The organism is Mesorhizobium sp. STM 4661 (genome assembly GCF_000359125.1).
GTDB lineage: Bacteria > Pseudomonadota > Alphaproteobacteria > Rhizobiales > Rhizobiaceae > Mesorhizobium.
In genome coordinates, this window is sequence record NZ_CAAF010000069.1 from 1 (window position 1) to 16,670 (window position 16,670).

At 63.2% G+C, this 16,670-nt stretch carries 18 protein-coding genes; 5 read left to right on the forward strand and 13 right to left on the reverse strand.

Annotated features, from left to right (window positions below):
• The first annotated feature begins 163 nt into the window (after positions 1 to 163).
• Complete coding sequence (locus MESS4_RS22920) at positions 164 to 1,231, forward strand: DUF930 domain-containing protein (RefSeq protein ID WP_348259960.1); 1,068 nt, start codon at positions 164 to 166, stop codon at positions 1,229 to 1,231.
• Here MESS4_RS22920 and MESS4_RS22925 read toward each other — a convergent pair.
• Positions 1,217 to 1,510 carry a hypothetical protein gene (locus MESS4_RS22925; protein WP_006336143.1) on the reverse strand — a complete coding sequence of 98 codons (294 nt, stop codon included), beginning with the start codon at positions 1,508 to 1,510 and terminating at the stop codon, positions 1,217 to 1,219. The two genes, MESS4_RS22920 and MESS4_RS22925, sit on opposite strands and share 15 nt — an antisense overlap.
• Before the next feature lie 132 nt (positions 1,511 to 1,642).
• Here MESS4_RS22925 and MESS4_RS22930 point away from each other — a divergent pair, with 132 nt between their 5' ends.
• Positions 1,643 to 2,503: an SDR family NAD(P)-dependent oxidoreductase gene (locus MESS4_RS22930; protein ID WP_006336144.1), complete on the forward strand. Its 861-nt coding sequence runs from the start codon at positions 1,643 to 1,645 to the stop codon at positions 2,501 to 2,503.
• 2 nt (positions 2,504 to 2,505) lie between these two features.
• On the opposite strand, the gene MESS4_RS22935 is transcribed toward MESS4_RS22930, so the two are convergent.
• The 3 genes from MESS4_RS22935 to MESS4_RS22945 form a co-directional block, all read right to left on the reverse strand.
• Complete coding sequence (locus MESS4_RS22935; protein ID WP_036241919.1) at positions 2,506 to 2,931, reverse strand: low affinity iron permease family protein; 426 nt, start codon at positions 2,929 to 2,931, stop codon at positions 2,506 to 2,508.
• 264 nt (positions 2,932 to 3,195) lie between these two features.
• On the reverse strand, positions 3,196 to 3,831 hold the full coding sequence (locus MESS4_RS22940; protein WP_006336156.1) for a DapH/DapD/GlmU-related protein: 636 nt from the start codon (positions 3,829 to 3,831) through the stop codon (positions 3,196 to 3,198).
• Positions 3,832 to 3,939: 108 nt separating this feature from the next.
• Positions 3,940 to 4,434 (reverse strand): CreA family protein, encoded by a 495-nt coding sequence (locus MESS4_RS22945; RefSeq protein ID WP_036241937.1) that lies wholly within the window; start codon positions 4,432 to 4,434, stop codon positions 3,940 to 3,942.
• A gap of 203 nt (positions 4,435 to 4,637) precedes the next feature.
• Between MESS4_RS22945 and MESS4_RS22950 the strand changes: the two genes are divergently transcribed.
• From MESS4_RS22950 to MESS4_RS22960, 3 genes are all read left to right on the forward strand, one after another.
• Positions 4,638 to 5,216, forward strand: coding sequence for an SCO family protein (locus MESS4_RS22950; protein ID WP_006336158.1), 579 nt, complete (start codon positions 4,638 to 4,640; stop codon positions 5,214 to 5,216).
• A 10-nt stretch (positions 5,217 to 5,226) separates the two neighbouring features.
• On the forward strand, positions 5,227 to 6,099 hold the full coding sequence (locus MESS4_RS22955) for a 50S ribosomal protein L11 methyltransferase (RefSeq protein WP_006336160.1): 873 nt from the start codon (positions 5,227 to 5,229) through the stop codon (positions 6,097 to 6,099).
• Between the two features lie 109 nt (positions 6,100 to 6,208).
• On the forward strand, positions 6,209 to 8,053 hold the full coding sequence (locus MESS4_RS22960; protein ID WP_006336161.1) for an aminopeptidase P family protein: 1,845 nt from the start codon (positions 6,209 to 6,211) through the stop codon (positions 8,051 to 8,053).
• A gap of 18 nt (positions 8,054 to 8,071) precedes the next feature.
• Here the strand turns inward: MESS4_RS22960 and MESS4_RS22965 are convergent, their stop codons facing one another.
• The 9 genes from MESS4_RS22965 to MESS4_RS23005 form a co-directional block, all read right to left on the reverse strand.
• Complete coding sequence (locus MESS4_RS22965) at positions 8,072 to 9,040, reverse strand: hypothetical protein (RefSeq protein WP_006336162.1); 969 nt, start codon at positions 9,038 to 9,040, stop codon at positions 8,072 to 8,074.
• 249 nt (positions 9,041 to 9,289) lie between these two features.
• Positions 9,290 to 9,586 carry an AzlD family protein gene (locus MESS4_RS22970; RefSeq protein WP_006336163.1) on the reverse strand — a complete coding sequence of 99 codons (297 nt, stop codon included), beginning with the start codon at positions 9,584 to 9,586 and terminating at the stop codon, positions 9,290 to 9,292.
• Complete coding sequence (locus MESS4_RS22975) at positions 9,583 to 10,311, reverse strand: AzlC family ABC transporter permease (RefSeq protein WP_006336164.1); 729 nt, start codon at positions 10,309 to 10,311, stop codon at positions 9,583 to 9,585. The genes MESS4_RS22970 and MESS4_RS22975 overlap by 4 nt, the downstream gene beginning before the upstream one ends.
• A 133-nt stretch (positions 10,312 to 10,444) precedes the next feature.
• The gene (locus MESS4_RS22980; RefSeq protein ID WP_006336165.1) at positions 10,445 to 11,839 is read right to left on the reverse strand and encodes a glutamine synthetase family protein; all 1,395 of its coding nucleotides are present in this window, start codon (positions 11,837 to 11,839) and stop codon (positions 10,445 to 10,447) included.
• A gap of 33 nt (positions 11,840 to 11,872) precedes the next feature.
• Entirely contained in the window at positions 11,873 to 12,949 is a 1,077-nt protein-coding gene (locus tag MESS4_RS22985) for a branched-chain amino acid ABC transporter permease (protein WP_006336166.1), read from the reverse strand.
• A gap of 32 nt (positions 12,950 to 12,981) precedes the next feature.
• Complete coding sequence (locus MESS4_RS22990) at positions 12,982 to 13,881, reverse strand: branched-chain amino acid ABC transporter permease (protein ID WP_006336167.1); 900 nt, start codon at positions 13,879 to 13,881, stop codon at positions 12,982 to 12,984.
• A gap of 7 nt (positions 13,882 to 13,888) precedes the next feature.
• Positions 13,889 to 14,593: an ABC transporter ATP-binding protein gene (locus tag MESS4_RS22995; RefSeq protein ID WP_006336169.1), complete on the reverse strand. Its 705-nt coding sequence runs from the start codon at positions 14,591 to 14,593 to the stop codon at positions 13,889 to 13,891.
• A gap of 49 nt (positions 14,594 to 14,642) precedes the next feature.
• A complete protein-coding gene (locus MESS4_RS23000; RefSeq protein WP_006336170.1) occupies positions 14,643 to 15,797 on the reverse strand; it encodes an ABC transporter substrate-binding protein in 1,155 nt (384 codons plus the stop codon).
• A 43-nt stretch (positions 15,798 to 15,840) separates the two neighbouring features.
• Positions 15,841 to 16,566: an ATP-binding cassette domain-containing protein gene (locus tag MESS4_RS23005; RefSeq protein ID WP_006336174.1), complete on the reverse strand. Its 726-nt coding sequence runs from the start codon at positions 16,564 to 16,566 to the stop codon at positions 15,841 to 15,843.
• Positions 16,567 to 16,670 lie beyond the last annotated feature (104 nt).

A 16,670-nucleotide genomic window follows, 5' to 3' on the forward strand; every position in this document is an offset into this window, starting at 1 on the left:
GCGCCACCCGGGAAAAGACCGTGATCATCACGGCAAAGGCCACCTGTCCAGCGGCTAAATCGCGCCAGTTCCACGCTCATGCTTGATGCCGCCGCTATTTCACTCCACATCGGTCTAGATGAAAGACGAGACACGAGTGCGGCGTCGGAATTTACTGTGGGGCTTGCCCGCATCGCTGATCCTGCATGCGCTGATCGCAGCTCTCCTGGTCTACGGCCTGCCGACGCCTCCCCAACAGCCGCAGGAGGAGCAACCGGTAAATGTCGCGCTCGTACCTCCGCCCGATCAGCCTAAGCCGAAACCTGCTCCCCCAAAGGCTCCCAAAGTCGAAAAACCGCCCGAGCAGAAAGTTGAAAAGCCGCCTGCGCCGGAAAAGCAGCCGCTCAAGCCGTCGCCAATCGAGATCCTGAAGCCTGTTTTTCAGTTCGGCGAGAAGGATACCGGCCCCAGGAAATCCCTGGATGGGGGCAGCCCTCAAGACAACTCGCCGTCGCCGGCCAAGGATGAAGATTCGAAGCCGCCTGTCATACCGAAGGCCGAGGAGCAGGCAGATTCAGCCAAGGTCGGCGACAACTCGGCAATCGCAGCGAAGGACGCCGAGCCTGCACAGCAGACGCAGGCACCATCAGCCCGGGACGTAGACAAACAGGAGGCAGACAGACAAGGTGTGGGAACGCACACCGACAAGCAAACAGCCGCGGCACCAACGCCGTTGGCTGCCGCCGGCAGCGACGGTGAGATCGAGCTTCCCACGTCAGCCGAAGCGCCCCAGCCCAGGCCCGCAAATGCGCCGAACCCCAGCCCTGCAAAGGTCTCGAAGCTCGGAAACGCGAGCGCCAGGAGGCCAAGCTCCACGAACGCACGCAACTATGCGGGTCTTCCGGGTGTTCGCCGGCTCTACTCACAAGGCGCTACCGGCGATGTGCTGGCTACGACCTCAATCGCCGGAGTGCCTCGTGATCAGCGGGCTGCCAAACTTTGCGCCAGCGCGTTGCAGCAACAATTACAGGACGCCTCTTATTTTCCTGACCTGGTACCACTTGTTCCGCTGAAGACGGGCAATATCCTTGATGTTCCGCAGGCCGCTTTCCACGCAGCTGCAACATGGCATCGTCTGAGCTTCCGGTGCGAGGTCGATACCGATGCGACGAAGGTCCTGTCCTTCACCTTCCGTGTCGGACCTACGATCCCGCCCGACGAATGGGCCGCCCTTGGACTACCTATTCGCTAGCCCCCGCATCGCCTTCAACTTCTCGGCGACGGAAGCAGCAAGATCGGCATAGCGCTCCTCCAGCCGTTCGGCCGCCTTGATCACGGAAAAATCATGGCCGAACTTCTCCAGCGCCATGCGCAGCTTCTCGACGAATTCCGCCTGTTTTTCGAGCGCCGAAAACAGCGTCTTCACTTGCGCCTCGGTGATATCGGGATTGGCCAGCATCTGCGGTACCTCGCGGCCCATCTGGTCGCCGGTGGCGGTCTGCTCCTTCAGGATCTCGATCCAGTCGGTCAATCGGCAAATCTCCTCTTTCGCCGGCAACATGCGCAGCGCCCGCCGACGCGGTCAACCCGAAGACATCAGGAGAAGCTTGCCTGAGCCACATCCCACGCTAAGTTCGGCGCTACCCCGAACAAGGAAAAAATCATGACCGCCGACGCCGAAATCCAGACCATTTTGCCCGCCCTTGCCTCAGGCAATGTCGCCGTCATCACCGGCGGCGCCAGCGGCATCGGGCTTGCCGCGGCCAGGCGGCTGGCGGCACTGGGCATGAAGATCGTGCTGGCCGATATCGGCGGCGCGCGTCTCGACGAAGCAGGCCGCGTCATCGCCGCAATCGGCGGCGCCGTGCTCGCCGTCCCGACCGACGTCTCAAAAGCAGACGATGTCGACCGGCTGGCGGAAAAGGCGTTTGGCGCCTTCGGCGGCGTGTCGCTGCTGATGAACAATGCCGGCGTCGGCGACAATCCCGGCAAACCCTGGGAGAACCGCGATGCCTGGAAGCGGCTGCTGGACATCAATTTCTGGGGCGTCGTGCATGGCGTCGAGGCCTTTGCGCCGCGCATGCTGGCGGCCGGCAAACCAGGCCTGATCATCAACACCGGCTCCAAGCAAGGCATCACCACGCCGCCCGGAAATCTCGCCTACAACGTCTCCAAATCGGGCGTGAAAACCTTCACCGAAGGGCTGGCGCACGCGCTGCGCAACGAGCCGGGCGCCCATCTGTCGGCGCATCTGCTTATCCCGGGTTTCACCTACACGGGTCTCACCGAAGGGGCGACGCAAAAACCGGCCGGCGCCTGGACCGGCGAGCAGGTGATCGACTTCATGCTGGCATCGCTGATGCGTGGCGATTTCTACATCCTGTGCCCGGACAATGAGGCGACGCGGCCCATGGACGAAAAGCGCATGGCCTGGGCGATCGGCGACGTCATCGAGAACCGCCCTGCTCTCTCGCGCTGGCATCCGGACCACAAGGACGCTTTCGCGGCATTCATGAAGCGCTGAGCTCAGGCAGCCTGCTTTTTCGCGCCGCGCTTTTGGCCAACGGCCTTCTTGGCGGCCATGTCGGCGATCTCACGGTCATGCCGTTTTGCCGCGCGTTCGCATTTGTCGCGAATCTCCTCGACCTCGGTTTCGGTCAAATGTTCAATGCCGATGAAGTGGTTGTGGCCTTTGCCGACCCGGATCAGCTCGTCGAGCTTCGCCTGGATCGCCGCGCCATCGCGGTTCTGGGTGTTCTGGATGAGGAACACCATCAGGAAGGTGATGATCGTGGTGCCGGTGTTGATGACCAACTGCCAGGTATCCGAAAAGCCGAAGACCGGCCCGCTTGTCGCCCAGACCAGGATGATCAGGCAGCAGAAGGCAAATGTCAGCGGCAGACCGGCGAGATGGGCAACCCTGTTGGCCATCCCAGTGAAAAGCTTTTCCATCATGGCAGGGAGAAACAACCGGCAGCTGCTTCGAGTTCCCTGTCGATGAGGATTTCGCCAATGCAATTGAATGCGCGCGAAAAGAGCATCGCCCGGAAAACAGTCCTTATGAGTTTGGCGCGATAGTCATTGCACAGGCAAAGTGCCTGCTCCTTCCGCTTCACGGCGGTTTATCTCCAGCCCCTCCCGCCGCGCCACCCCCGCAAGGCGGGAGGGGTTTCTTCCCCAAAAGAGCGCCAACCGCCGATCCGCTTGGAGCGAAGATCAGGCGTCTTCCCAGCGGTCGAGGAAGGCTTCGATCGACAGCGCCTGCATGTCGGGGATTGCCCTGGCGAGTTTTTCCACTGGCCAGTCCCACCAGCCAAGATTTTCGATCCGCGCGGCGATATCGGCGGTGAAACGCTGGCGCAGCGGGCTGGCCGGAACGCCGGCGACGATGGTATAGGACGGCACGTCGCGCGTCACCACCGCATTGGCGCCGACGATCGCGCCATTGCCGATGGTCACATCAGGCATGATCACCGCGCCATGGCCGATCCAGACATCGTGGCCGATGCTGACGGACCTGGCCCGCCGCCGCTCCCGGAACGCCGCATCGACGCCCAGCCAGCGGAAATATTCGTTCGGCCGGTAGCTGACCTTGTGCTGCGTCAGCCGCTCGATCGGATGCTCCAGCGCGTTGATGCGGCTGTTGGCGGCGATCGAACAGAACTTGCCGATGGTGGTGTAGATCGCCTCGGCATGGCGCTCGAAATAGGAGAAATCGCCGACCACCACCTCGCGCAGGATGACGCGCTCGCCGATCGAGGCATAGCGCCCGAGCTTGCACGCCTTCAATTCCGCGGTCGGATGGATGCGCGGCTCGGGATCTTTCGGGACAAGGTTTTCGGGACGATCCATGCCGGCGGCTTTACGTCAGCGCAATTGCTCCTGCAAGGCGGGAGCAATTGTCGCGTCGCCGATTGGTCCCGCAAGCGGGACCGATCGTCCGTCAGCTATTGCCGGAGCCTATTTCGGCTTGCCGTTGGTCCACACCACGTTCTGGCCGTAGAGCGGCACCGTGGTGACCGACATTTTCGCCGAGCCGTCCTGCACCTGGCGCGAATGCGACAGATAGATCAACGTCTCGTTGGCCTTGTCGTAGATGCGGTTCACCACCTGCTTCTTCCAGATCAGGCTGATGCCTTGCCTGAACACCTCCTCGCCGGCCTCGCTCATGTCGATGGCGCCGATGGTGATCGGTCCGGTCTGGCGGCAGGAGATCGAGGAATCGGACGGATCCTCGAACCAGTTGCCCTTCCGCAGGCGGTCGATGACGCCGCGGTCGAAATAGGAGACGTGGCAAGTCACGCCTTCGACCTTCGGGTCCTTGATCGCCTCGACGATGATGTCGTTGCCGAGCCAGTCGACGCCGACCTTGCCGACCTCCTGGGCGACGGCCGCGCCAGCGCCGACAACGAGACATGCGGCCAAAGCGCCGCCGATCAGTTTTCGCCCAATCAGTCCTTGCAAGGTTAGCCTCCTGCGGTTCGAGTTTTGCCGGTCTCAGGTGGGGCGAAGGACGGCGCTTTGCAAGCTGGATCGTGCGTGCGGGCCCGCCGGTTGCGGCAACGCGACATCTTTGCGTGCGCGGTATCAAAGAGTTAAGAGTGTTCGCCAAATGGCGCCGATCCCGCGCGCCAATGAAAATCAGACGGACACAATCGATGATGCGTTCAATTCTGGTCGGCATTCTCGTCCTGATGGCGGCAGGCATAGGCTGGCTCACCTTCGACTGGTACCGCGGGCTCTATGGCGGCGAGCCCTATGGCGCGCCCTTCACGCTGGTCGACCAGAAGGGGGCTCCGATCACCGAAGCCGCGCTTCGCGGCCGCCCCAGCGTCGTCTTCTTCGGCTTCACCAACTGCCCCGAGGTCTGCCCGACCACGCTCTTCGAGATGGCCGGCTGGCTGAAGACGATGGGCGACAGCGGCAAGGACTTGCGTGCCTATTTCGTCACGGTCGATCCCGAGCGCGATACGCCCGAGATCATGAACACCTATGTCGGCAATTTTTCCGACCGCATCGTCGGCATATCGGGCGATCCGGACAAGGTGCATGCCATGGCCAAGGCCTTCGGCATCTACTGGAAGAAGGTCGACACCGGCGACGGCGACTACACGATGGACCACACCGCCTCGGTGCTGCTGCTCAACGCCAAGGGCGAGTTTGCCGGCACCATCGCTTACGGAGAAAGTGCGGAGACCGCCGTCGCCAAGCTCAAGCGGCTGGCTGGCGAAAGCTGATGCATCGTTCATGACCCAGACGCGGCTTTACTTCACGGCCGGCAAGATCGAGACCGACCGTATCTTCGCGGCCCTGGGCGCGGCCTTCGAGGACGAAGGCCTGCCGATCGCCCTACTGGAGGTCGATGAGGACCGCGACATCCATGAAGTGTCGCTCTATGCCGACGGCGATGTCGACGCCGTCGAGATCAAGGTGAAGGACATTCTCGCCGGCCTTTCGCTGCCGAGGCCGGTCGAGCGCGAGGCCCTGGCCGATATCGACTGGGTGGCGCGCTCGCTGGAAGGGCTGAAGCCGGTGCGCGCCGGCCGCTTCTTTGTTCATGGCGCGCATGACCGCGGCAAGCGCCGCAGCGGCGAACTCGCCATCGAGATCGAGGCGGGGCTGGCCTTCGGCACCGGCCATCACGGCACCACCGCCGGCTGCCTCGAAACGCTCGAACAGGTCGTGCGGCGCGAGCACCCGCGCAATGCGCTCGACCTCGGCACCGGCAGCGCCGTCCTGGCTATTGCCGTGGCCAAGCTTGCGCATATCCCGGTTCTGGCCACCGACATCGATCCGGTCGCCGTCAAGGTGGCCGCCGCCAATGCCCGGCTCAACCACGTCAAGGCGCTGGTCGAAACGGTAACGGCGCCGGGTTTCCACCATCCGATCTTTGCCGCGCGCGCGCCCTTCGACCTCATCGTCGCCAACATATTGGCGCGGCCGCTGATGCGGCTGGCGCCCGAAATGGCCGGGCATATCGCGCTCGGCGGCTCGATTGTGCTGTCAGGCATCCTCGACCGGCAACGCGACGCGGTGATTGCGGCCTATGTCGGCCAGAGATTTCGCCATGTCAGGACCTTGCATCGCGAGGGCTGGGTGACGCTCCACCTCAAGCGGTGAGATGCCGCGCCGCTCCCCTTCACATCCCCAAGATCAGCGCCGCAAAAAGCTGATTCCGATTTTCAGAGCCATGCGCTAGGTTGCGGCCAGCATCCGAGGAGAGGCCACCATGTTCCAGACCTTTGATTCCGCCGGCGATCCCGCCGTCGGCAAGCCTCGTGTGGCGCTGCTGCGGCAATGGCTGGCGGCCAACGGGCTGGATGGGTTCATCGTGCCGCGCGCCGACGAGCACCAGGGCGAATATGTCGCCGACCGCTCGGCGCGGCTGAAATGGCTGACCGGCTTCAGCGGCTCGGCCGGCGTCGCCATCGTGCTTGGCGACCGCGCCTTGATGTTCGTCGACGGGCGCTACACGCTGCAGGTGCGCCAGGAGGTCGATCTCGGCATCTTTGCGATCGAGAGTCTGGTCGACAACCCGCCCGCCGCCTGGATCAAGGACAATCTCGGCAAGGGCGCGCGGCTCGGCTTCGATCCGTGGCTGCAAACGATCGGCGACGTCAAGGCGCTGAAGGCCTCGGCCGAGAAATCGGGCGCGGTGCTGGTGCCGCTCGACAACAATCCGATCGACGCCATCTGGAAGGACCAGCCCGAACCGCCGCTGGCGCCGGTCGAGATTCACCCGATCGGCTTTGCCGGCGAACTGGGTCGGGACAAGCTGGCGCGGCTGGCATCGGCCCTCGGCAAGGACGGCGCCACCCATGCCGTGCTGACCGACCCGTCCTCCATCGCCTGGGCCTTCGATATCCGTGGCGGCGACGTGCCGCATACGCCGCTGGCGCTCGGCTTCGCCGTGCTTGCGGCCGACGGCAAGCATCAGCTGTTCATGGACCAGCGCAAGTTCTCGCGCACGGTGGCCGCCTATCTGACCCAGCTCGCCGATCTGCATGAACCCGATGAATTCGAAGCGGCTGTTGTCGCGCTGGCCAAGGGCGGCGCCAAAATAGCGCTGGACCCGGTGCTGGCGGCCGAAAAACTCAGGATGCTGGTCGAGGACAATGGCGGCACCGTCATTTCAGCACCCGACCCCGCCCGCATTCCACGCGCGACGAAAAACCAGGCCGAGATCAATGGCGCGCGCGCCGCGCATCGCCGCGACGGCGCGGCGGTTGCCAGGCTGCTCTGCTGGCTCGACCGCCAGAAACCCGGCAAGCTCGACGAGATCGCCGTCGTCACCAAGCTCGAAGAGTGCCGCCGCGGCACCGGCGAAGAGACGCAGATGCCGCTGCGCGACGTGTCCTTCGACACCATTTCGGGCGCTGGCCCGAACGGCGCCATCATGCATTATCGCGTTTCCCGCGCCACCAACCGCAAACTCAAGTCTGGCGAACTGTTCCTGCTCGATTCCGGCGGACAGTACCAGGACGGCACCACCGACATCACCCGCACCGTGCCGATCGGCAAGCCGACCGAGGAAATGCGCGAGCGCTTCACCCTGGTGCTGAAGGGCATGATCGGCATTTCCACGCTGCGCTTCCCCGCGGGCACGCGCGGCTCCGAAATCGACGCGGTGGCGCGGCTGGCGCTATGGAAACACGGCTGCGATTTCGCCCACGGCACCGGCCATGGCGTCGGCTCCTATCTGGCCGTGCATGAGGGGCCGCAGCGCATCGCCAGGACCGGCACCGAAAAGCTGCTCGCCGGCATGATCCTCTCCAACGAGCCCGGCTACTACAAGGAAGGCGCCTACGGCATCCGCATCGAGAACCTCGTCCTGGTGACCCCGGCCGAGGCGATAGAGGGCGGCGATATCGCCATGCACGGTTTCGAGACGCTGACGCTGGCGCCCATCGACGTCAGGCTGGTGCGCACAGATCTGTTGACGCGCGACGAGCTGCATTGGCTCGATCAATACCATGCGCGCGTGCTCGCCGAGATCGGACCGATGCTCGACGGCGAAACCCTGGCTTGGCTGGAAAAGGCAACCGCACCACTGCCGCACGACGCCAAGATCTGACTTTTGCAAGGCGATAGGTCAGCCCTGGACCCCTTGCGGACCTGGGGCTATCGCGGACCTTCGACCTTTGGGGTGACTGAACAGCCGATCTCCAACGAGATCACCAATGCCCCAATCGTAGAATGCTGCGAGGTGATGCGCGAGCGGATGCTTCATAATGGCTGACGGGTGGTTCAAAGGTTCGTAGAGCTCGGCCTTGTCCCGATGCTTAAACAGATGGTTGAGGCTGTTCGCAAGGACATCGGCAGCGAGGACGTAGCCGTCGCCCTCTGCAACCGTATTGATCGTAAGCTTCCTCACCACGGCCTCGATCTGCATGCTGGGCGGAAGGGTGATGCCAATCTCAATACTGCCTTCAACGACCTGCTTGGTGACTGTGTCAAATCCTTTAACTACTTTCAGCAGCGGGTCGTCACTCAGCAGGCGCTTGGCGGTGACCTCGAAGTTCTTCACAATCGGAGTATCGATCTGATCTGTCCGCACCTCGATGGACACTTCCTTCTGATTTCGTTCCTCCAGAAAGGCGATAAGGTGCGCGTAAAGGCCTTCAAACAATACCTCATGCATCGAGGCTGGGTTGTCACGAGGGCTGTTCCGTTTTACTCGCGGAGGCTGCTGCTGGGCTGCCAATGCGGCCTGCCTGTTATCCTCCAGCAACCTCTTTTGAGTGAGGTACCAGTCGTTCAGACCACTCACATGAATCGCGTACCAGAAACAGGGCAGGTTGAGCCTCCGAATAGCCGTATACACATCCTGCCTGAGTGCCTCCTGCTGGACTGCAGGTAGATCAGCTACGTGCAGCTTTCCAGTTGACGGTTTGTGCTTATCGACGACTGCCTGGAATTCAGGATGCGCTTTAGACTCAATTTCCTGCGGCACCAAGATGCCAGCGAACACGCCCACTTCGCCAGGATAGGATTCTGTCTGGTCTGCATAGCCTTTAGCGCCTGACTCATCACACGCGAAGACTAGATTCGTTGTAGTCATCGTTTCCTCCCGTCCATGGCGGAGGCGGTACCCATTTTCTCAGCCTACTTTTGCAATGTGGTTCGGTGCACTGCGCTCAACTGCATCGCATTCCAGCGTTCGTATGAACCAGCCGTCCTCTTAGCAGTTGCTGGAGTTTCCTTGGACACTGACGATCGACATCCGCTCCTAACAGGCGACGTACCGAATGTCATGAAATTCCTGATCTGAAGCACCCGGCGCGCGGCGTCTCAGTCGCAGTCGGCCTGATTACCCGACGAACTGCCGCGCCAGGATCAGCACCGCGGCTCCGACCAAAAACATCGCCATCAGCCCGCCGCGCAGCGACACCAGCGCGGCGACGATCAGCGCCGCCCATTCCGCCGGTCCGGCGGTAAGGGCGGCCGGCGCCACCAGTGTGGTCAGCACCGCCGCCGGCACGGCGTTGAGCCCGGCTTCGACACGTGGATGGATATTTTCGAAGCGCGAAATGACCAGATGCCCGCCGATGCGGGTGAGATAGGTGGCGATCGCACCGGCTATGATGATCCACAAGGTTGTGCTCATGGCCGCGCCTCGACGCCGCTATGGTGGGGCGGCAGGATGACGGCAAGCAGCACGCCGGCGATCGCGCCGATGGAAACATGCCATGGCGATCCGACCGTCTTGTAGGCGATGATCGAGGCAGCGGCACTTGCCAAGACCACCGGCAGCCACAATGGCCGCTTGCGAAAACCCATGACCAGGCCGAGGAAATAAATCGGCAGCAGGAAATCGATGCCCAGCGCATGCGTGTCCGGGATGAGCTTGCCGAACACCGCACCCAGCGCGCTTTCGATCACCCAGAACACATAGACCGGCAGGCCGAGGCCGAGATACCAGGCAAAGCCCACGGTTTCGCCGGCTTCCGCCTTGCGCTCGGCCACGGCGAACTGCGGATCGGTGAGGATGAAATAGCCTATCGCCTGCTGGAACAGCGGCCAGTGCGCGATACGCCGGCCGATCCCCGCGGAATAGAGCACATGACGGAAATTCACGGCGAAGATCGACAGCACGATCAGCCATGGCGCGACATGCTGGCCAAACAATTCGATGCCGACCATCTGGCTGGCGCCGCCAAAGACCAGGGCGCTCATCAGGAAGGCTTCAAGCACCGAGAAGCCATTGTCGACGGCGATCGCGCCGAACAGCAGCGCAAACGGCGCCGACGCCACCACGACCGGCATCGAGAGCCGCACGCCTTGCCAGAAATCGCTCCTGGCGCCGTTTCCGGAAATCGCTTCCACCGACATGACTGCTCCCTGATCAGAGGCCTGATGTAGGGAGCGCCGCCTGCCTTGTCACACCAATTCGCTTGAGCCAAACGATCAGCCGAAATGATCGCCGCGGCCGCGCCATGCACAAAGTGCCGGCAAATCCGCTCGCTTAGCTGACGAAATAGCGCTGCCATTCGAAGTCGGTGATATGCGAGGCCTGCCAGGCGTCGAACGCAGCCTGCTCGGCGCGCCGGCTCTCGGCGTAATTGTCGCGAAACACCTCGCCGAAGGCTTCGGCACAGAAATCGGACGTTGCGAAAGCCTCGATCGAGGCGTTCAGCGTGCGCGGCAATTTCGGCTTGTCGAGATTGGCCAGGTTCGATGTCACCGGCGCTTCGAGCGGCAATTCCTTCTCGATTCCCTCGCAACCCGCCGCCAGGATCGCCGCGATCGACAGATACGGGTTGATGTCGGCTCCGGGCGCGCGATGCTCCAGCCGGCAGGCATCATCATTGGGCGTGGTGATGGCGCGGATCGGCGCGGTGCGGTTCTCGAATCCCCAGGCGACGTCTTCCGGCGACCAGGCGCCACGGTCGAAGCGGCGATAGGAATTGACCGTCGGCCGAAACAAGAGGTGCGTTTCCAGCATCCGGTTGAGTACGCCGGCGAGGAATTTCTCGGCGACCGGCGTCAGCCGGTTTGGTCCAGCGGCGAAGGCCGGCTTGCCGTCACGCCACAGGCTGACATGATGATGCGCGCCGCAGGCGCTTTCCTTGCCCGGCGGCTGGAACCGCGTCATGAAGGTGGCGACAAGCCCGCGCTCGGCGCACAATTCGCGCAGGTGCAGCTTGGCGCGCATGGCGTCGTCGGCCGCCTGCAGCGCCGTCTTCGGCGTCAGCGCGTATTCATACATGCCAAAGCCATATTCGGTCACCAGCGAGGCCACCCCGATGCCGATGCTCTTCATGCGGGTGATGAACTCGGCGGCGAAATCCTGGTACTCGCCGCTGCGCACCAGATCATAGTTGATCAGCGAATGGCCCCAGGGCTTCAACTCGCGATAGCGGCCGGCGCGCATCAAATCGTGGTCGGCATGAAAAATGCCGAACTCATATTCGAGCGCGAAACGCGCTTCGTAGCCAAGCGCATTGGCCCGCTCCTCGGCCTTGGCCAGAACGCCGCGCGGATCGAACGGGCAGACCGCGCCGTCGAGCATGTAGGCGCGGGTGATGGCCGACGCGAATTTCGGCTTCCAGCCGTGCTGGACGACGGTCACCGGGTCGATGATGCCCTTGATGTTGGGAAAGCCGTTTTCTTCATTGGCGCTTGCCGAAGCGAAGGCGACGTCGCCCATCGGCTGACCGTCGCCATGGGTGACGCAATAGAGGATGGCGTTGATCGATTCGCCGTAACTCGACAGTTTCAGCGGCGCGATCTTCGAGCGGAAGGCGCCTGACGTGTCGACCGTATGGATCTCGATGAACTCGACGCCGTCGGCTGCCAGCTTGCTCTGCAGCGCCTTAAGCTTGGGCGCATACGCCACGACCCTGTCCTCAAATTCCACTTTCAGACCTCCACCAGAAAACACCAGGCGTCGCTATTTGGCGTGCCTGAAAAATCGCGACAGCAACTCGTCCAGTTCGTATCGGCCGCTGATGCCGCTTGGCCGGAAGGCCATGCAAAGCACGATGACGACGCCAAGTGCTACGCCGGACAGGCCGAGCAATTGCGGCAGCTGGATGCCGGCGATCGTTACGCCCGACTCGATGCTGCGGATGAATTCCAGCCCGACCGAAAGCACGATCACGCCGGTCATCGCGCCCGTCACCGTCGCCATGCCGCCAAGGATCAGCATCGCCAACGTGTTGAAGATCATCTGGAAGTAGAACAGCTTCGGGCTGATCGTGCCGGCGAAATAGGCGTAGAGGATGCCAGCCAGGCCGCAAATCAAGGCAGACAGCACCCATGACACGAGGCGCAGCCGCCGGGCATCGATGCCGAGTGCGGCGGCGGCTTGCGGGCTCTGGGCGCTGGCCCTGAGCTGCAAGCCCCAGCGGCTGTCCTTGAACAGCCGAGCCAGCACGATCACCACGACCGACATGACCATCATCCAAGGCAGGCCGACCACCTTCGGGATGCCGAAGAACGCCTGGTTGCCCTTGAACAGACCGGTCCAATTGAGAAAGACTGAATGGACGATGATCAGCAGCGCCAGGCTGACAATCGTTGCTGCAACGCCCGAGAGGCGGCTGATGACCTTGCCGCTGACCAGGGCCAGAATGCCGACCGCAAGCAGCGCAAGCAGCGCCGACGAGACGGGATCGAGCTCCAGCGTCGCGAAACCGAAGGGTGCGTTTGGAATGGACAGTTTCTTCATCGCCAGCGGCGTCGACAGGATGGCCACACCATAGGCGCCGAGGCCGACAAAGGCGCTGTGACCGAGATTGGCGATGTTGCTGTTGCCCATGAACACTTGCAGGCCGACGACGACGATCAGGTTCACGAAGGCGCCCAGCGCCAGGAATGTGTAGTAGGTCGGCGCGAAATTCAGGATCAGCAGTCCGACCACCAGCACCGGCAACGAAGTGACCAGCCCGCCGATAAGCGAGCGCGCCAGCGCGCCGCCGGGCCTTGCTACAGCGGCAGGTGCGGTATCTTCAATCGCCTGCGACATCTCTGCTCTCGCCACCCCAGATCTCGCCACCCTCAGATCTCCTTGTCGCCGAGTTCCACCCGTTGGCCAAGCAGGCCTTCCGGTCGGTAGACGAGGAGCGCGACGATGATCGCGTAGGTGAGCGCATCCTTGAAGCCCCCATATTCCTGCGGCAAGGCGACCAGCAGGCCGACTTCGATGAAGCCGAGCAGCATGCCGCCGACCGCCGCCCCGGGAAGCGAGCCGAAGCCGCCGATGACGCAGGCCACGAATGCCTTCAGCACCAGGCTGAAGCCGAGATCGGGTGAGACGCTGCCGCGCCGCGCCATGATGAACACGGCCGCGATGCCGGCCAACGCACCCGAAATGGCGAAGGCGGTGGCAATCACCCGGTTGGCCCTGATGCCCATCAGGCGAACGGTGGCGAAATCGCGCGACGCCGCGCGGATCGCCAAACCGAGCGTCGACCGGTTGAGGAAAAGCACCAAGGCCAGGATGGTCAGGCCGGAGACGATCAACTCCATGACCTGAAGCGACGACACCGCAAACGGCCCGAAGAACCACATCTGGTTCAGGCCATTGAGGATCGAGACCGATTGCGGCTTCGGCGAGATCAGCAGCATGAACAGGTTCTGCACGACGATGCTGACGCCGAAGGCCGTCAGCAATCCTGTCGTCGTCGGCGCATAGCGGACCGGGCGGAATGCCACGCGCTCGAAGGCGATCGCCGCCAGCGCCGCTGCCGCGATGGCAAGCAGGACCGCGACGATTGGCGACGTCAGCCCTAGTGCTGCCGCCAGGAACACGCTGTAGGCCGAAACACCGATGATCTCGCCATGGGCGAAGTTCACCAGCCCCATGATCGAAAACACCACCGCCAGGCCAAGCGCCACCAGCGAATATTCCGCACCGAAGGCAAGGGCGTTGAGAACCTGCTGCAGAGCGTAGTCCATGCCGCGCCTACCCGCCGATATAGAGATTGAGGAGGCCATGTTCGTCGGCAAGCCCGGACGGCGGCCCGTCGAAGCGAAGCGCACCCGAACTCATGACATAGACGCGGTCGGCAAAGCGCAGCGCCTGCCTGGCGTTCTGCTCGACCACCAGCAGCGTCAGCCCCTCCGCCTTGAGCTGGCCGATGAAGTCGAAGATCCGGACGACGATCTTCGGCGCCAGCCCCAGCGAGGGTTCGTCGAGAAGCAGAAGCTTTGGCCGCGACATCAGCGATCTTGCAATGGCCAGCATCTGCTGCTCGCCACCCGAAAGCGTGCCGGCTGCCTGCGCGTAGCGTTCGGAGAGGACCGGGAACAGAGCGAGGAAGCGCTCCATGTCCTGGCGCACGCCTTTGGGATCGCGCCGCGTCGCCGCGCCCAGCCGCAGGTTCTCGCCAACCGTCAAATTGGCGAAAATGTGCCGGCCTTCCGGCGTCGACGTCAGGCCGGCGCGAATCCGATCCTCGGTTCGAACGCGCGATATGTCCTGACCATCAAGGACGATACGGCCGGCCGACGGTGCGACAAGACCCGTCAGGGCATTGATGGTCGAGCTCTTGCCGGCGCCGTTCGGGCCAAGCAGGGCGACAAGCTCGCCCTGCCCCACCGACAGCGACAGGTCGCGCACGGCGGCAACCGCGCCGTAGCGCACGCTCAGATTCTCGACCTTCAGCACGAATCGGCCCGGATTGTCGCTCGCGGCATCATCGGAACAGCTTTGCCAATCAGTTCAACGCCGGCACGAAGGTCGGCTGCGCGTCGCTGATGAGCACGCGTTTGCCGCCGGAGAATCCCATCACCGGCACGGCCTTGACCGGATAGCCTTTCTTTTCGGCGAAGGAGATGATCGGCGCGGTCGTGCCGGGATAGCCCCCGGGTGCACGGATCGCCTCGCGCAAGGCCTTGGGCTCGACGGTGCCGGACTTCTTCGCCGCCTCATAGCTGATCTGCACCATGTCGGCGCCGAGCGCATCGAAGATGCCATTGATCTTGTAGCCGTCGGCCTTGCACTGCGCCAGGAAGCGGTCGATCGGGCTGTCGACGCCGGTCGCGCCATGGGTGGCGAACATCACCTTTTCCAGCGACGCCGGATCGCCGACGGTTCCTTCCAGCGACTTGTCGTCGAAGGCATCGCAACCGGCCACCCAGCCGTCGTAGCCGTTGGCGCGCAACTGGCGAATGAGGATGCCGACATCGGGCAGCACGCCGCAGACCTGGATGGCGTCCGGCTTCTGCGGCAATGCCTTGATGCTGGCGATCTGCGGCGACCAGTCGGTGGTGCCCCAGGAATAGTTGAGCTTGGAGACGACCTTGCCGCCGAGACGCTCGAACACCTCGCCGAACCATTCCGGCAGCTTTTCGGAATAGGAGCCGGCGTCGGGTGAGACCAGCAGCGCCACCGTGCGCGCGCCCTTGCCATAGAGCGCATTGGCGGTGGCCGCCGCATTGATCGGATCGGGCACGGCGCCGGCAATGAAATTGTCGAGGCCGGCCTGCTGCATCTCGATCTGGGTGTTCGGTGCCGAAAACACCGTCGCGCCATAGGGCTCGGCGATCTGGGCGGTCGGGATCAGCGCATCCGGGAACGGCACGCCGGTGATGACCTGGGCGCCGGCATCGAGGAATTTCTGGCCGAGCGAAACCGAAAGCTGCGGGTCGGAACGGTTGTCCTCGATCATCAGCTCGATCTTGGGATCACCGGCGCCAGCCGCCTTGTTCAATTTGTCGGCCATGCAGCGCGCGCCCTCGGCCTCGCTGTAAGGCGCATAAGTACCGGTCATCGCCACGGCGAGCCCGATCTTCAGATCGGCGGCGCCGGCATGCGCCACCTGCAAGAGCCCCGCCGCGGCAATCGCGGCCCCCAAGATCATCCTGTCCATTGAACCCCTCCTTCTCCCTTGTTGTTGCAATTCCCAGGCGCCGTCACGATGTCTCGGACTGCCCGACATAAACCTCGATGACGCGCGGATCGCGCCACACCTCTTCGGTCTGCCCGGATGCGATCACCTGGCCCTGGTCCATGACGCAGAGCCGGTCGCACAGCCGGTTGATGAAACGCAGGTCGTGATCGATGACGATGGTCGCGCAGCCGACATCCCTGCGAATGCCCTCGATCGCCACTGCCAGTGTCTCGGATTCGTCTTCATTGAGCCCGGCCGCCGGCTCGTCGAGCAGAAGCAGCAGCGGTCCAAGCGCCAGCGCGCGGGCGATTTCGAGCCGGCGCTGGCTGCCATAGGACAATGTTCCAGCCGGAACATCGGCGAAGCCGTCCAGTTGATATTGGGCAAGCAGCCGATCGACGCCGATGCGTGCCGCGATATCGGGGCGAACTGCGCGACAGGTGATATGGGCGACCTCGACATTCTGCCGGACGGTCAAATCCCTGAACAGGCGGATGGTCTGGAAGGTGCGGCCGACGCCAGCCCGTGCGCAATGCTCGGGGCCATGGCCGGTGATTTCCTTGCCTGCCAGCCTGACGCTGCCGGTGTCCGGCTTGAGCACACCGGAGATGGCGTTGACCAGGGTGGATTTTCCCGCACCATTGGGACCGATCAGGCCGAGGATTTCGCCGGCCGCGCAAGACAGCGAAGCACTGCGCAAAGCCTGCACGCCGCCAAAGGTCTTGCTGACTGCCTCAACCGACAGCATCGGTCACATCTCCCATCCCGGCCGATGGCTTTTTCTCCTGTCGGCCGGTCATCAGGATGCTAGACCCCTGACTTTTCCATAACAAGTATTTTTTTCCATTTTAG

What these genes read in the sequence shown, in the direction of transcription:
- MESS4_RS22930 (WP_006336144.1), top strand. Translation starts at nt 1,643, where the DNA reads ATGACCGCCGACGCCGAAATCCAGACCATTTTGCCCGCCCTTGCCTCA.
- MESS4_RS22935 (WP_036241919.1), bottom strand. Translation starts at nt 2,931, where the DNA reads ATGGAAAAGCTTTTCACTGGGATGGCCAACAGGGTTGCCCATCTCGCC.
- MESS4_RS22940 (WP_006336156.1), bottom strand. Translation starts at nt 3,831, where the DNA reads ATGGATCGTCCCGAAAACCTTGTCCCGAAAGATCCCGAGCCGCGCATC.
- MESS4_RS22950 (WP_006336158.1), top strand. Translation starts at nt 4,638, where the DNA reads ATGATGCGTTCAATTCTGGTCGGCATTCTCGTCCTGATGGCGGCAGGC.
- MESS4_RS22955 (WP_006336160.1), top strand. Translation starts at nt 5,227, where the DNA reads ATGACCCAGACGCGGCTTTACTTCACGGCCGGCAAGATCGAGACCGAC.
- MESS4_RS22960 (WP_006336161.1), top strand. Translation starts at nt 6,209, where the DNA reads ATGTTCCAGACCTTTGATTCCGCCGGCGATCCCGCCGTCGGCAAGCCT.
- MESS4_RS22965 (WP_006336162.1), bottom strand. Translation starts at nt 9,040, where the DNA reads ATGACTACAACGAATCTAGTCTTCGCGTGTGATGAGTCAGGCGCTAAA.
- MESS4_RS22970 (WP_006336163.1), bottom strand. Translation starts at nt 9,586, where the DNA reads ATGAGCACAACCTTGTGGATCATCATAGCCGGTGCGATCGCCACCTAT.
- MESS4_RS22975 (WP_006336164.1), bottom strand. Translation starts at nt 10,311, where the DNA reads ATGTCGGTGGAAGCGATTTCCGGAAACGGCGCCAGGAGCGATTTCTGG.
- MESS4_RS22985 (WP_006336166.1), bottom strand. Translation starts at nt 12,949, where the DNA reads ATGTCGCAGGCGATTGAAGATACCGCACCTGCCGCTGTAGCAAGGCCC.
- MESS4_RS22990 (WP_006336167.1), bottom strand. Translation starts at nt 13,881, where the DNA reads ATGGACTACGCTCTGCAGCAGGTTCTCAACGCCCTTGCCTTCGGTGCG.
- MESS4_RS23000 (WP_006336170.1), bottom strand. Translation starts at nt 15,797, where the DNA reads ATGGACAGGATGATCTTGGGGGCCGCGATTGCCGCGGCGGGGCTCTTG.
- MESS4_RS23005 (WP_006336174.1), bottom strand. Translation starts at nt 16,566, where the DNA reads ATGCTGTCGGTTGAGGCAGTCAGCAAGACCTTTGGCGGCGTGCAGGCT.